We start from the raw sequence: 13,560 nt of genomic DNA on the forward strand, positions 1-13,560 counted from the left end.
GTGCGGGCGTACATGCGTACGCCTCTGGTCTACGTGTCTGTTAAATGTCGTGCGTCTACGAGTGTGCCGCCCGGAGACCCGAGCGGCACAATCGATCAAGGAAAAGCTCAGCGCGGGCCGAGTGTCCAGCGCGGTCCCTGGGGGCCGTCCTCGATCACGAGCCCGGACTGGTTGAGCTGGTCACGGATGGCGTCGGCGGTGGCCCAGTCCTTACGCGTACGGGCGGACTCGCGCTGCTGCAGCACCAGCCGTACGAGCGTGTCGACGACCCCGTGCAGATCCTCGCCGCGGTCGCTCTCGCCCGCCCAGTGCGGGTCGAGCGGGTCGAGTCCGAGGACGGCGAGCATGGCGCGGACCTCGGCCAGCCGTGCGACCGCCGCTTCCTTGTCGTCGGCGGCCAGCGCGCTGTTGCCCTGGCGGACCGTGGTGTGCACGACGGCGAGGGCTTGTGGGACGCCCAGGTCGTCGTCCATCGCCTCGGCGAACGCCGGCGGGACCTCGGCCGCGGGCTCGACGGCTCCGGCCTTCTCCACCACCCGCTGTACGAAGCCCTCGATCCGCGCGAACGCGGACTCGGCCTCGCGCAGTGCTTCCTCGCTGTACTCGATGGTGGAGCGGTAGTGCGGGGTGCCGAGGTAGTAGCGCAGCACGATGGGCCGCCACGCCTTGACCATCTCGCTCACGAGTACGGAGTTGCCGAGCGACTTGGACATCTTCTCGCCGCTCATGGTGACCCACGAGTTGTGCACCCAGTAGTGCGCGAACTCGTCGCCGAAGCCCCTGGCCTGGGCGATCTCGTTCTCGTGGTGCGGGAAGATCAGGTCGATGCCGCCGCCGTGGATGTCGAAGACGGGGCCCAGGTACTTGTGGGCCATGGCGCTGCACTCCAGGTGCCAGCCGGGCCGCCCCCGGCCCCAGGGCGTCTCCCAGCTCGGCTCGCCGGGCTTGACGGCCTTCCACATGGCGAAGTCCCGCGGGTCCCGCTTCCCGGTCTCGCCGTCCTCGGCGGGCTGGCGCAGCTCGTCCAGGTCCTGGTTGGACAGCGACAGATAGCCGGGCAGGGAGCGCACGTCGAAGTACACGTTCCCCTCGGCCTCGTACGCGTGCCCGCGCTCGATGAGCGTGCGCATCATCTCGACCATCTCGGTGATGTGGCCGGTCGCGCGCGGCTCGTACGTCGGCGGGAGGCAGCCCAGTGCGGTGTAGCCGTCGTTGAACGCCCGCTCGTTCTCGTAACCGATCGACCACCACGGCCTGTTCTGCTCGGCGGCCTTCCTGATGATCTTGTCGTCGATGTCGGTGACGTTCCGGATGAACGTCACGTCGTAGCCGCGGTGCTCGAACCAGCGGCGCATGATGTCGAAGTTGAGGCCGGACCGGATGTGGCCGATGTGCGGGGCCGCCTGCACGGTGGCGCCACAGAGGTAGATCGAGACACAACCCGGCGTGATCGGGGTGAAGTCACGGATCTGCCGGGCGCTGGTGTCGTACAGGCGAATAGTCACCCCTCCAGGGTAGTGGGCGACGACCAGTGCCCCGAGACCCTTCCGACACATGGCTCACGATTCGTGACATCCGCTCCGCGGCGGGCCCGCCCCGTCTTTTCTCGCCCCCGCCGCCCCTTCCCGTCCCGTCCCTGGGGGCTGCCGCCCCCAGACCCCCGCATCGGCCTGAACGGCCTCGTCCTCAAACGCCGGACGGGCTGAAATGTCGGCCCCGGCCGCAATGTATTCAGCCTCTCCGGCGTTTGAGGAGCGGGGGTTCGGGGGCTGGCCCCCGAAAGGGACGGGAACGGGTAGGGGCGGCGGGGGCGAGGAAAGCCCCTCAGGCCACCCGGACCACCAACGCCGTGGCCACCGCCATCAACCCCTCGTCCCGCCCGGGGAAGCCGAGGCCGTCCGTCGTGGCGCCGGACACCGACACAGGCGCCCCAACCGCCTCCGAAAGAATCTTCTGCGCCTCGTCACGGCGCTTGCCGATCTTGGGACGGGGCCCCACGACCTGGACGGCAACGTTGCCGATGGTGAAACCGCCGGCGCGAACGATCCGCGCCGCCTCCGTGAGCAGCACAACCCCCGACGCCCCGGCCCACTCGACCCGCCCGGTACCGAAGTGCTGACCCAGATCCCCCATCCCCGCCGCGGAGAAGAGCGCGTTGCAGGCGGCATGCGCGACGACATCCGCGTCGGAGTGCCCGGCCAGCCCCGGTCCCTCCCCCTCCCACTTCAACCCCGCGCACCACAACTCACGCCCCTCCTCGAAGGCGTGAATGTCGGTGCCGATACCGACGAGCGGCAACAGGGGAACCTCAGAAGCCATCGTTCAACCTCCGCCGCGCCAGAACGGCCTCCGCCAGCACCAGATCCAAGGGACGCGTCACCTTGAACGCCTCCTCGTGCCCGGGCACGACGACCACCCGAAGCCCGAGCTGCTCGACCATGCTCGCGTCATCGGTGACGTTCTCGGTGACGCTCTCGTGCGCACGCACGAGCGTGTCGCGGTCGAACCCCTGCGGAGTCTGCACGGCCCGCAGCAGCGCCCGCTCCGGCGTGGCGACGACGGGCTCGGGCTCCCCGGGCACCCCCGCGGGCTCGACCTGCTTGACGGTGTCCGCGAGCGGCAGCGCGGGAACGACGGCGGGAGCCCCCTCCCGTACGGCCTCGATCACGGCATCGACCGTGTCGACGGGCACCAGCGGACGCGCCGCGTCGTGCACGAGCACGATGTCGATCCCGGGCGGCAGCGCGTCGAGCCCTATCCGTACGGACTCCTGTCGGCTGTCTCCCCCGGGCACGACGAGGAAGTCGGTCCGCTCGGGCAGGGCGTGTGCGTCCAGAAGCGTCTTCACCTCGGCGGCCCCGTCGGGCGGAGCCACGACGACGACGAGGGAGACGGCACGGGACGCGGCCATGGCGCGTACCGCGTGGATGAGCATGGGGGTGCCGTTCAGCGCGCGAAGCGCTTTGGGGGCGCCCGGACCAAGGCGTACGCCCCGGCCGGCGGCCGGAATCACGGCCGCCGTACGGGCCCCGGACGGCGAGGGGCGCGAATCGTCAGACATCGGTTCCTGTCAGGTTTGTATGCTCGGCCGACGTGGGTATGGCCTGGGCGTGGTACCCCCGACCGAAGGTTGGGGGAGTGCCGGGCGCGACGCCTTGACCGGACCCTTCCGTGACATCCGGTCGAGCCGCTGCCCGGGCCCGGCACACCAAGTATCGGAGTCCGTGAATGTTCGCCGAGAATGATCGGCCATGAATGTTCGGGGCATCGAGAGCAAGGTATCCGGGTACGAACATGCCGCAGCGCCCGGCGACAATGGATACGTCATCGGGCACCGCGGCATTTCATTGCGCCGAACCGCTCGTTTCGCCTCTGGTCGGAAGCGATCAGAACGTGACGGGCGTCAGGACGCGAGGACCTCGTCGAGCAGTGCCTCGGCCTTGTCTTCGTTCGTGTTCTCCGCGAGAGCGAGCTCGCTCACCAGGATCTGGCGGGCCTTGGCGAGCATGCGCTTCTCACCGGCGGAGAGTCCACGCTCACGCTCACGACGCCACAGGTCACGGACTACCTCCGCCACCTTGATGACATCGCCGGAGGCGAGCTTCTCAAGATTTGCCTTGTAACGACGGGACCAGTTCGTGGGCTCCTCGGCGTACGGCGCGCGCAGTACCTCGAAGACCCGGTCCAGCCCTTCCTGACCGACCACATCACGTACGCCGACGAACTCCGCATTGTCCGCTGGCACACGCACTGTCAGGTCACCCTGGGCGACCTTCAGCACCAAGTAGGTCTTGTCCACGCCTTTGATCTGGCGAGTTTCGATAGCCTCGATCAGCGCGGCCCCGTGATGGGGATAGACCACGGTGTCGCCAACCTTGAACGTCATGTGACAGGTACCCCTTCCGTGGCTATCCAGGGTAACACGGAAACCGCGTGTTCTGAATGGCGTTTTCGCAGGTCAGGGCATATCTCGGGGCTTGACAATCGCGACATGAACGTGCTGCGGAGGGGTAGCGGAGGACGGTATTCGCAGGTCGGAGCGGCTCTCCACGCGAGGAGAAACGCGCACGTTACAACACCCCGAGACCCCGCTCACGTGCCTGAACGTCCAGATTTGTCGGGTTCCGGGAGCCCACGTTCCGCTACTCCGTTCGGTGAGCGGAGTCGAGTACGGCGTGAATCCGGAATTGATCACGGCGGCCGAAGACGCGTCGGAGATCAGCCGGAGAGCCGGCCCGAGAGTCGACCGGAGATCGACGGAAGATCCAGGGAAGATCGCCGGAAGATCAACCGAACATCGGCCGAAGATCCATTTCCGGGATCGCCATGCATTCCTTACGTGATTTCCGCAAGAGCCGGACGGGGGGCTTACCGATGCTTCTTATGTGAATGGCGGACCGGTGTGCGCCATATGGAACCGCCCAGTGTGTTGAGCGGCCGGTGACGGGCCCTGTGACAGGGGAGGCGCGACCGGGCCGGAGCGCACCCACCGGCCGCTAGAGGCGGGTCGGGTGCGGTGGCGCGGGAACGGCTCGGTAACCTAAGGCCGCTGACAGACCCTTAGGGCGGCTTTATGCAGGAGCCGCTCTGCTTCGCCCACGTTCAAGGAGTTGCCGCCGCCGTGAGCAGCAGCCTTCGACGCGGCACAATCGCCGCCGCCGCCATCGCGTTCTCGGTCGCCTCGCTCGCCGCATGCGGTGCCGGCAACAAGGCCCAGACGCTGGAGATCAAGCCGGACAACGCCGCCACCAGCGTCGGTGACATCAAGCTTCAGAGTGTCGTCGTCGTGACCCAGCCCGAGCTGGAGTCGACCGGCCCCGCCGTCGTCTCCGCGACCGTGTTCAACGACGGCCCCACTGCCCAGACGCTCGACTCCATCGCCGTGGAGGGCATCTCCAAGCCCGCCACGATCAAGCCTGCCAAGGGCTCGGGGGCGCTGACCATCCCGGCCGGCGGTTCGGTGATCCTCGGCGGCAAGGGCAACGCCTCCGCGGTACTGGAGAGCAGCCGTGAGGCCTTCGACGACGGCGACGCCCAGCCGGTCACCTTCACCTTCAGCAAGACCGGTGACGTGACGCTGAAGGCGTTCGTCGTGCCCGCCGAGAGCTACTTCTCCAAGTGGGGCCCGACCGAGATCCCGACGACGCCGTCCGCGAAGCCCTCCGGTTCGGGATCGCCGTCCGGCTCGGCGAGCGGGTCGCCCTCGGGCTCCCCGTCCGGGACCGCGTCGGGCGCGGCCGGTGAGGCGGGCTCCGAGCCCTCCGACACCGCGGCCTCGTCGAGCGCGACGGCCTCGGAATCGGCCGCGGGCCACTGACACCCGTACGACGAAAGGGCGGGCCCCCTCTGGAGGGGGCCCGCCCTTTCGTCGTACTCGAACACTCCGTACGCGGTCTCTCGCACTCTCCTACGCGGTTTACGGCTCGAACTTGTAGCCCAGACCTCGGACCGTGACCAGGTAGCGCGGCGCGCCCGGGTCGGGCTCGATCTTTGCGCGCAGGCGCTTCACGTGGACGTCGAGGGTCTTGGTGTCGCCGACGTAGTCGGCGCCCCAGACCCGGTCGATGAGCTGCATACGGGTCAGGACACGGCCCGCGTTGCGCAGCAGCATCTCCAGGAGGTCGAACTCCTTGAGGGGGAGGTCGACCTTGGAGCCGGAGACGGTGACCACGTGGCGGTCCACGTCCATACGGACCGGACCGGCCTCCAGGGCCGCCGGGGTGACCTCCTCGGGCTCGCCGCGGCGGCGCAGGACGGCCCGGATACGGGCCACCAGCTCGCGGGACGAGAAGGGCTTGGTGACATAGTCATCGGCTCCTATTTCGAGCCCCACGACCTTGTCGATCTCGCTGTCCTTGGCGGTGACCATGATCACCGGGACGTTCGATCGGCTGCGCAGCTGGCGGCACACCTCGGTGCCGGGCAGTCCGGGCAGCATCAGGTCGAGGAGGACGAGGTCGGCGCCGTTGCGCTCGAACTCGTCGAGTCCGTCGGGCCCGGTGGTCGCGATGGCGACCTCGAAGCCCTCCTTGCGGAGCATGTAGGACAGAGCGTCGCTGAAGGACTCCTCGTCCTCGACGACGAGCACTCGGGTCACGGAAGGACCTCCGGGGCAGAAAACGGTTCGTACGGGGATGAGACGGTGGTCGTCCCGTCGGTCTGACCGGTCTCGTCGTCTTCGTCGAGTCCGGGTGTCTGGTCGTCGGTCGCGCGGTCGCGGGCCGCGCCCGCCTCCGGCAGCCTCAGGGTGAAGGTGGAGCCCTGACCCTCGGAGCTCCACACCGTGACCTCCCCGCTGTGCGAGGCTGCCACGTGCTTGACGATCGCGAGCCCCAGTCCCGTACCGCCGGTTGCGCGGGAGCGGGCCGGGTCGACGCGGTAGAAGCGCTCGAAGATGCGCTCCTTGTCCTTGTCGGAGATGCCGATGCCCTGGTCGGTCACGGCGATCTCGATGAGGTCTCCGCCGGGCGCGGTCACCCGGCGCGCGGCTATGCCGACCCGGGTGCGGGCGGGCGAGTAGTTGACGGCGTTCTCCACGAGGTTGCCCAGTGCGGCGGCCAGCTGACCCCGGTTGCCCCAGATACTCAGGTCGGCGGTACCGCCGGCGGCCATGGTGATCTGCTTCGCGCCCGCTTGGTGGCGGCAGCGGTCGATCGCCTCGGCGACCAGCTCGTCGATGCGGACGGGCTCGGCGTCCTCCAGCGGGTCGTCGTTCTGGACCCGGGAGAGGTCGATGAGCTCCTGGACGAGGTTGGTGAGGCGGGTCGCCTCTATCTGCATCCGCCCGGCGAAGCGTTCCACCGCCTCCGGGTCGTCGGAGGCGCCCATGACTGCCTCGGAGAGCAGCGAGAGCGCGCCGACGGGGGTCTTGAGCTCATGGCTGACGTTGGCGACGAAGTCGCGTCGTACGGCCTCGATGCGGCGGGCCTCGGTGAGGTCCTCGACGAGGAGCAGTACGAGCCGGGAGCCGAGCGGCGCCACCCGGGCGGACACGGCGAGTGCCTCGCCGCGGCCGGTGCCCCGCCGGGGCAGGTCCAGCTCGACCTGCCGTATCTCCCCGTCCCTGCGGGTGTCCCGGGCCATCTGGAGCATCGGCTCGACGGCCAGTTTCCCGCCCCGGACGAGGCCGAGGGCGTACGCTGCCGAGCTGGCCTTGACCACGGCGTCGGCCTCGTCGAGGACGACCGCGGAGGAGCGGAGCACGGACAGGACCGTGTCCACGCCCGGCGGAAGCACCGGGTCCGTGTGCAGGGAGGTGCGGGTGGGGCGTTTCTGTTCCCGCTCGCTCCAGCGGAACGCCAGCATGGCGATGACGCCGGTGAGTACACCGGCGATCGCTGCCGCTGCGGCGACCGCCGCGTTCACGTCCATGGCTCCAGGTTAGGCACGCTGTACGCCCCGGTCACAGCCGTCCGAGGGTCGACTCGAACACTCGTCGCCCAGAGTTCACCCTGGAGACCATGCTGGTTCACTTCGTACGAGGGGGATGCGCACGCTTCCCACCAGGGAGAAGAGGCGGTGTCGCCCAGAGTTCACCTGGGGGCCAGTGATGGTTCATTTGACGGGGCGGAAACCGACGCGTTCAGGCCGGACCGTGGGAGCGTGGGGTTCGAGGGCCTGTGTCGAAAGTGGCGGCGTCCGCCCGAAGGGCGGGCCAGGCGTCGCCCGGCAGACGACACTTTCGACGCAGGCCCTAGCCCCCTGAACCCCCGAATGCAGACGTAGAGAGGGACATCCTGATGCGGGACGCGTACCACGAGGAACTTGACTCGATCGGCGAGGGCCTGGTCGAGATGGCCCGTCTCGTCGGCTCGGCGATCGGTCGCGCGACGACGGCGATCCTCGACTCCGACCTGAAGCTGGCGGAGAGCGTGATCGCCGGCGACCAGAAGGTCGACGATCTCCAGCACGAACTGGAGGCACGGGCGATAGCCCTGCTGGCGCGGCAGCAGCCCGTGGCCACCGACCTGCGGATCGTCGTCACCTCGCTCCGTATGTCCGCCGACCTGGAGCGCTCCGGCGACCTCGCCCAGCATGTGGCGAAACTCGCACGGCTCCGCTTCCCGGAGCGCGCGATCCCGCACGACCTGCACGCCACGATCCTGGAGATGGGCCAGCTCGCGCAGCGCCTGATGGCGAAGGCCGCGGAGGTCATCATCACCAAGGACGTCGACCTCGCGCTGCAGTTGGAGCAGGACGACGACGCGATGGACCTCCTCCACCGCACGCTCTTCCAGCACCTGCTGGACGACCGCTGGAAGCACGGCATCGAGACGGCCGTGGACGTGACGCTGCTCGGCCGTTACTACGAGCGGTTCGCCGACCACGCGGTGTCCGTGGCCAACCGCGTGGTGTACCTGGTGACCGGCGAGCACGTGGACGAGATGCAGGGTGCGCCGCAGGTGGAAGGGGCGTAGGCCACCGGCGGTGGAGCGGGCGTGTAGGCCCCCGGTGGTGGATGGGCGCCCATGGGGCGGGGCGGATGAGGTGCGTGGGCGGGTGCGGGTGATCCTTGGCTGGTCGCGCCGTTCCTCGCGCCCCTTCGGGCGCCGGGCGTATTGAGTCCTCGTGAGAGCGCGCGAGCCTCTGTGCGCCGTTGATGCGCCCGGCCAGGTGGGCGTGCAATGGGTGTAGGCACAAGCCTTCGAGGAGGGACCCATGGCCGAATCCCCCACCACGCCCGACCCGACCCAGGAGCGCGAGACCGAGCAGCCCGCCGAGATCAAAAGCCTGCCGCTCTTCGGCGCCTGCGGCTGCGGCTCGGGCTGCGGCTGCGGGTGCCAGTCCGGCAATCCGTGCCAGTGCGGCTGATCGCGCCGGGCACTTGATGCTCCGGCGCGGCTGACGTGGCGTGCGGATGACGCGCCGACCCGGTTGACGCGCCGGCGCCGCTGATCACGTACGACGTATGACTGCGAACGGGCCCCACTTCAGGTGCGGGGCCCTTTCGTACGTATGGGCGCCGGCGCTCGTACGATGGCGAGGCTGCCCACTCCTCCGCCCTCCCCGGCGGGCTGCAGGGCGGGACCTTCTCCGCCAGCCAGCCAGTCCGTCATCGCCCGGACCGAGCCGTCGCTCTCCTCGTAGACCACGCGCACCCGGCGGCGTCCGCCCGCGGCGGCGCGGCCCGACTCGTCCATCGCCCGGTCCTGTGATCCGTAGCTCAAGATCGACGAAGTCGTGCCCCGGCTTCGGAATGCCGACCGGGTGACGTCGTGCCACGCTGAGATCGGGGATCGAGCCAGTCCGGGTGCTCGGAGCCGGCCCGGATGGCTCTGCGACCCGAGGAGGCCGGCATGGCCAGTCACGCCACCCAGCCCAAATCGGCCGACGCGGCCGATCCACGCCCCTGGCACGGGCCCACATCCGGTATCACCGTCTTCGCGGCAGTGCTGATGATGTTCGGCGGAGCGATGGCGATCTTCGAGGGGATCGCGGCCGTCGCCGAGGACGACCTGTTCATCTCGACACGCAACTACGTGTTCGAGTTCAGCCTGGCGGGCTGGGGCTGGGTCCACCTCATTCTGGGAATCGTCCTCGTCTTTGCGGGGTCCGCCGTGCTCACCGGAGCACTGTGGGCGCGCTTCTTCGGTGTGCTGGTGGCCGGGCTGGGCGCACTCGCCAACTTCCTGTGGGTGCCGTACTACCCCTTGTGGGCCCTCGCCCTGGTCGCCGTCAACATCTTCGTCGTCTGGGCGCTGTGCACGGGTATGCACAAAGAAGCCGACGACGGCCGGGTGACCTGACACGGGTGTGCCCGTGTCGGTCGCGAAGAGATACACACCAACTGACCTGCGCTCGGGCGACTGCTCGGCCCCGGGGAATCAGCCGGTGAATTCGTTGACGCCGAGGGCGAAGTCCCAGTGGCCAACCCCGTTGCCGGCGAGGCCCACAGTGACCAGGCCCATTCCTTCCAGCCAGTGCGCCATCTTCAGGCCGCCGACGTCCAGCGGACGCAGCCCGAGGCTCTCGATGAACGCCGCCACGCCCGCCTTGGCCCGCGCATCGTCGCCGGCGATGAAGACGTCGGGCCGGCCCTTCTCCAGGACATTGCGGAAGATGGTGTTGAAGGCCTTCACCACGCCGGCGCCGGCCGGGGCCGCCTTGGCGACCTCCTGCGCGATCGAGGTCTCCTCGCTGTGGGCCAGTCCGTCGAACGTGGCGTTGAAGGGGTTGCTGATGTCGACGATGACCTTGCCCGTGAGGGCGTCTCCGTACTCGGCGACGACCGGAACGACACCGTCGGCCAACAGGGCCGTGATGACGATGTCCCCGGCCGGGACGGCACCCCACTTGCCCGTCGTCGCGCCGCCGCCCAGAGCCTTGGCCAGGTCGTCGGCCTTGGACTGATCGCGTCCCATGACCTCGACGGTGTTGCCGCCCGCCACCGCGAGCGTGCCGATGGTACGGGCCATGTTCCCCGTACCGATAAGGGTGATGCTGCTCATGAGGTCTGCTCTCTTCCAGTTCTCGACGGAATTCCTGGTGTGCGGTTCAAATGGCGGTGGTGCCGCCGTCGGTTACCAGTTCCAGGCCGTTGACGTAGCTGGAGTCGTCGGAGGCAAGGAAAAGGGCGACGGTGGCGATTTCTTCGGGGCGGCCCATCTTTCCGCGAGGGATGAGGGACTCGAATGCGGCCGTGGTTGCCTCGTCGAACAGTTCCTCCTGTTTGGCGGTGGCGACCTGGCCGGGGGTCAGGACGTTGACCCTGATCTTGCGGTCGCGCAGTTCGTTGAGCCAGACGCGGGCCCAGGCCTGCTGGACGGCTTTGCTTCCCGCGTAGAGACTCCAGCCGGGGAAGGCGCCGAGGGAGGCGTTGGATCCGGTCATGAGGATCGAGCCGTTGTCGTTGATCAGCGGCAGTGCTTTCTGCACGGTGAACAGAGTGCCGCGCGCGTTGAGCCAGAAGGCACGGTGGAACTGTTCCTCGGTGATCTCGCCGAGGACGGCGGGTTCGCCCATCCCGGCGCTGGCCCACAGCACGTCGATCGAGCCCTTTTCCCGCTTGACGGTGTCGTACAAGCGGTCCAGGTCGTCCAGGTCCGCCGCGTCACCCTGGACGGCGGTGACGTTGCGGCCGATCAGCTTGACGGCGTCGTCCAGTGCTTCCTGCCGCCGGGCCTGGATGAAGACGTGCGCCCCTTCCTCGACGAACAGTTTGGCGCCGGCCAGTGCCATGCCGGTGGATCCGCCGGTGATCACCGCTACCTTGCCATCGAGCTTTCCCACGATAACTCCGTTGAATTGACGGAAATCAGAAAAGGTGTGCACATTCTGGACCTGAGGCCCCGATATCAAGTTCCGATGACGAATTCTCCTGCCGAATTCGCTTCGCTCCCAATAGGGCACCTATTCAGGTTGCCATTGGCCGGAGTGGGTGTCCAAGACCTCTTTTAGTCGTGGTGATGCCCTGAAGGCATCACCGGACCGGGAGGCGCCAAATTGCGCTACTCCGTCGCCGTGGCCGACCGGTTGCACTTCGGCCGCGCGGCGATGGGCGGCATATCGCGCAGCCGGTGCTCAGCCGGCAGATCCGCGCGCTCGGACAGGATCTCGGCGCCTCACTGCTCACCAGGGATCGCGGGATCGCCACGGCGTAGCGCCCCGCGCGCGACCAAGCTGCTCACCTTCGGCGGCCCGCGCGGCGGGCACGTCTGGCGTACGTCGCTGAACGAAGACCACCGGGAGCCCGCCCTCGCGAAGGTGGGCGTCATCCCCGGAACGCCATCGGTCGCGCGCTCCGGCCTCAGGATCCTGGGCGCTGAGGGCCCACAGCGGGCCCAGACCATGAAAACGCCCCTGAGCCGCGCTGTATGCGCAGTTCAGGGGCGTGCTCGCAAACGCTACTTGTTCTTGCCCTACTTCTTCTTGCCCTGGGTGTTGTCGGGGATCTTGGTGAGCTGGGTCTTCGCAGCTCAGGGCGGGTGCAGTGTGCGGCTGAGCGGTCGTCATTGGTCGTCGCTGGTCCCTGTTGAGCAACCTCGGACGCCCAGGGGCGGCCCAGCAATGGAGTACATGGGCTGCGTCAGTCGCCGGAAGCGGCCCGCCACTCCGTGGTGATGCACCCTTCCTCCATGTGCCACCACTCCTTGGCAGCGCCGTGGTTCAGCAGCCGTTGCACCTGGGCGAGATCGGCGGTGGGTGGAACGTCCAGGGCAACCATGCGGAACTGCTCAATGCCCTCGCCGTCGACGCCGAGCTGCTGAAATGTGTTGATCACGCTCTGCCGTGCGGCTCCCGAGCCGCCGTCACGCAGCACGATGAGGCGAATGGTGCAGTTCTCCGAACGCCGAACCACTTCGCCGGCCCACCGCACGCCCTCCTCGTCGGGCTCGACAACCACGATGTCCCCGCAGGCGATACCTCGCACGAACCAGGGGATGTTGTCGAGCCGGACAGTGCCGTTCCCCTGGTCGACGGCCCACAGGCTCTCCACCGACGCCGGGGGCCAGTCGTCTTTGACCTCAAGCCGGAAGTGGACCTTCACGTACAGACCGTCGGGGTTCGTCATGCTGGCCAGGATGCACATCCTCAAAATGTCGGCCGCAGGCGGGTAGCCGGGCACATCTACTCTGAGGTGGGTTCGGGTCGGCCTGCACCTCAGCCCACGACAGTCAGCCACAACGGTGGGTGCGCCGACCGACCAAGCGTGGGACTTGAGCGCTTGGCTGACGCCGAACTGGAGCGTGGGTACGCGTTTGAGGCGGTGCTCCTGATGGGAGATGCGGACACCTTTCTAGATGGCGCAGGACTCTGGATCGGTCCGGATGCTCAGTTCGGTTCCTGGCATCTGGTCGGACACGGTGTCGCCCCCCTCCTGGTTGGTCCAGGCGGCGAGGACGGCTGGGAGCGCTGATCGGCGCAACCCCTCTGCGGCACGAAGCCTTCGGTGGTGCGCCGAGCTGGCGTCTTCCTCGGCTTGTCCGGCCACGGACGTGAAGGTGTGGCCTCATCCTTATCAGGTCGATCAACCCGCGCTATGCATCGTGGTCGAGCCGCACCCGCCCTGCGCCTACCTGTCGCGGGAGTCCGGCAGGAGTCGCCGACGGTCGGCTGTGTTGGTGTCAGTCGTTGATGTCATCGCGAGACGGTCCTCTTGACACGCTCTCGCTCGCCTCTTCCCCGTCGCCGCCCATAGCGTCCAACAAACGTTGTCTCGCCTGCTCCAGGCGACGGGTGTAGTCCGGCATGAAGAGTTCGACCAACGTCTTATCGAGAGTGCCGGAGATCTTGTATAGAGCGGACCAGACCGCCCGGTCCGCCACCATGGCACTCAGCTCGTCGGACTCCTCGACCCGGTACAGCCAGTCCGACAGCACGAACGCTTGATCGTGCGTGAGTTCGATGATCACCGGTTCCTCGTCCACGCGGTCACCGTACAGCGCCGGTCAGCGGAGCCTCAGCAAGAGAGTCAAGCCGCACACGGTCTTGAAAACCGTCGTGGCAGCGATGTCACCGTGGGTTCAAATCCCACACCCACCGCAGGTGAACGGCCCCTGACCAGGCGCAATGGTCAGGGGCCGTTCTGCTGCTCGATGCCCGTGGGTCCCTGCTGTTCCC

15 protein-coding genes, 1 tRNA gene and 1 pseudogene are annotated in these 13,560 nt (G+C 68.1%); 6 read left to right on the forward strand and 11 right to left on the reverse strand.

The window, feature by feature from the left end; genetic code table 11:
- Window positions 1-107: 107 nt before the first annotated feature.
- The 4 genes from cysS to OG718_RS26145 form a co-directional block, all read right to left on the reverse strand.
- Window positions 108-1,505, reverse strand: coding sequence for a cysteine--tRNA ligase (cysS, locus tag OG718_RS26130; protein WP_143639571.1), 1,398 nt, complete (start codon window positions 1,503-1,505; stop codon window positions 108-110).
- Between the two features lie 319 nt (window positions 1,506-1,824).
- Window positions 1,825-2,319, reverse strand: coding sequence for a 2-C-methyl-D-erythritol 2,4-cyclodiphosphate synthase (gene ispF / locus OG718_RS26135; protein ID WP_143639569.1), 495 nt, complete (start codon window positions 2,317-2,319; stop codon window positions 1,825-1,827).
- Window positions 2,309-3,061 (reverse strand): 2-C-methyl-D-erythritol 4-phosphate cytidylyltransferase, encoded by a 753-nt coding sequence (ispD, locus tag OG718_RS26140; RefSeq protein WP_143639567.1) that lies wholly within the window; start codon window positions 3,059-3,061, stop codon window positions 2,309-2,311. The genes ispF and ispD overlap by 11 nt, the downstream gene beginning before the upstream one ends.
- Before the next feature lie 342 nt (window positions 3,062-3,403).
- Window positions 3,404-3,886, reverse strand: a complete 483-nt coding sequence (locus OG718_RS26145; RefSeq protein ID WP_006380568.1) for a CarD family transcriptional regulator — start codon at window positions 3,884-3,886, stop codon at window positions 3,404-3,406.
- 735 nt (window positions 3,887-4,621) lie between these two features.
- On the opposite strand from OG718_RS26145, the gene OG718_RS26150 reads away from it, so the two are divergent.
- A complete protein-coding gene (locus tag OG718_RS26150; protein WP_143639565.1) occupies window positions 4,622-5,317 on the forward strand; it encodes a copper chaperone PCu(A)C in 696 nt (231 codons plus the stop codon).
- Window positions 5,318-5,416: 99 nt separating this feature from the next.
- Here OG718_RS26150 and OG718_RS26155 read toward each other — a convergent pair whose 3' ends face one another.
- Window positions 5,417-6,097: a response regulator transcription factor gene (locus OG718_RS26155; protein ID WP_033322296.1), complete on the reverse strand. Its 681-nt coding sequence runs from the start codon at window positions 6,095-6,097 to the stop codon at window positions 5,417-5,419.
- Window positions 6,094-7,371: a sensor histidine kinase gene (locus OG718_RS26160; protein ID WP_143639563.1), complete on the reverse strand. Its 1,278-nt coding sequence runs from the start codon at window positions 7,369-7,371 to the stop codon at window positions 6,094-6,096. Before OG718_RS26160 ends, OG718_RS26155 begins: the two co-directional genes overlap by 4 nt.
- Window positions 7,372-7,739: 368 nt before the next feature.
- Between OG718_RS26160 and phoU the strand changes: the two genes are divergently transcribed.
- A complete protein-coding gene (phoU, locus tag OG718_RS26165) occupies window positions 7,740-8,417 on the forward strand; it encodes a phosphate signaling complex protein PhoU (protein ID WP_143639561.1) in 678 nt (225 codons plus the stop codon).
- A gap of 241 nt (window positions 8,418-8,658) precedes the next feature.
- Complete coding sequence (locus OG718_RS26170; protein ID WP_186001259.1) at window positions 8,659-8,811, forward strand: hypothetical protein; 153 nt, start codon at window positions 8,659-8,661, stop codon at window positions 8,809-8,811.
- Between the two features lie 119 nt (window positions 8,812-8,930).
- On the opposite strand, the gene OG718_RS26175 is transcribed toward OG718_RS26170, so the two are convergent.
- A complete protein-coding gene (locus OG718_RS26175; RefSeq protein ID WP_328845304.1) occupies window positions 8,931-9,140 on the reverse strand; it encodes a hypothetical protein in 210 nt (69 codons plus the stop codon).
- Window positions 9,141-9,296: 156 nt separating this feature from the next.
- Here OG718_RS26175 and OG718_RS26180 point away from each other — a divergent pair, with 156 nt between their 5' ends.
- The gene (locus OG718_RS26180; protein WP_398938049.1) at window positions 9,297-9,746 is read left to right on the forward strand and encodes a DUF7144 family membrane protein; all 450 of its coding nucleotides are present in this window, start codon (window positions 9,297-9,299) and stop codon (window positions 9,744-9,746) included.
- A gap of 78 nt (window positions 9,747-9,824) precedes the next feature.
- Here the strand turns inward: OG718_RS26180 and OG718_RS26185 are convergent, their stop codons facing one another.
- Window positions 9,825-10,448: an NADPH-dependent F420 reductase gene (locus tag OG718_RS26185; RefSeq protein ID WP_143639557.1), complete on the reverse strand. Its 624-nt coding sequence runs from the start codon at window positions 10,446-10,448 to the stop codon at window positions 9,825-9,827.
- 46 nt (window positions 10,449-10,494) lie between these two features.
- Window positions 10,495-11,229 carry an SDR family NAD(P)-dependent oxidoreductase gene (locus OG718_RS26190; RefSeq protein ID WP_143639555.1) on the reverse strand — a complete coding sequence of 245 codons (735 nt, stop codon included), beginning with the start codon at window positions 11,227-11,229 and terminating at the stop codon, window positions 10,495-10,497.
- A 189-nt stretch (window positions 11,230-11,418) separates the two neighbouring features.
- Between OG718_RS26190 and OG718_RS26195 the strand changes: the two are divergent.
- A pseudogene (locus OG718_RS26195) lies at window positions 11,419-11,579 on the forward strand (LysR family transcriptional regulator); the annotation flags it as partial.
- A gap of 446 nt (window positions 11,580-12,025) precedes the next feature.
- Here OG718_RS26195 and OG718_RS26205 read toward each other — a convergent pair.
- Both OG718_RS26205 and OG718_RS26210 read right to left on the reverse strand, forming a co-directional pair.
- Entirely contained in the window at window positions 12,026-12,511 is a 486-nt protein-coding gene (locus tag OG718_RS26205; protein ID WP_328845305.1) for a DUF4265 domain-containing protein, read from the reverse strand.
- A 553-nt stretch (window positions 12,512-13,064) separates the two neighbouring features.
- Entirely contained in the window at window positions 13,065-13,367 is a 303-nt protein-coding gene (locus OG718_RS26210; RefSeq protein ID WP_328845306.1) for a hypothetical protein, read from the reverse strand.
- A gap of 19 nt (window positions 13,368-13,386) precedes the next feature.
- Between OG718_RS26210 and OG718_RS26215 the strand changes: the two genes are divergently transcribed.
- Window positions 13,387-13,482 (forward strand) — tRNA-Ser (locus tag OG718_RS26215).
- Window positions 13,483-13,560: the final 78 nt, after the last annotated feature.

This window comes from Streptomyces sp. NBC_00258 (assembly GCF_036182465.1).
Classification (GTDB): domain Bacteria; phylum Actinomycetota; class Actinomycetes; order Streptomycetales; family Streptomycetaceae; genus Streptomyces.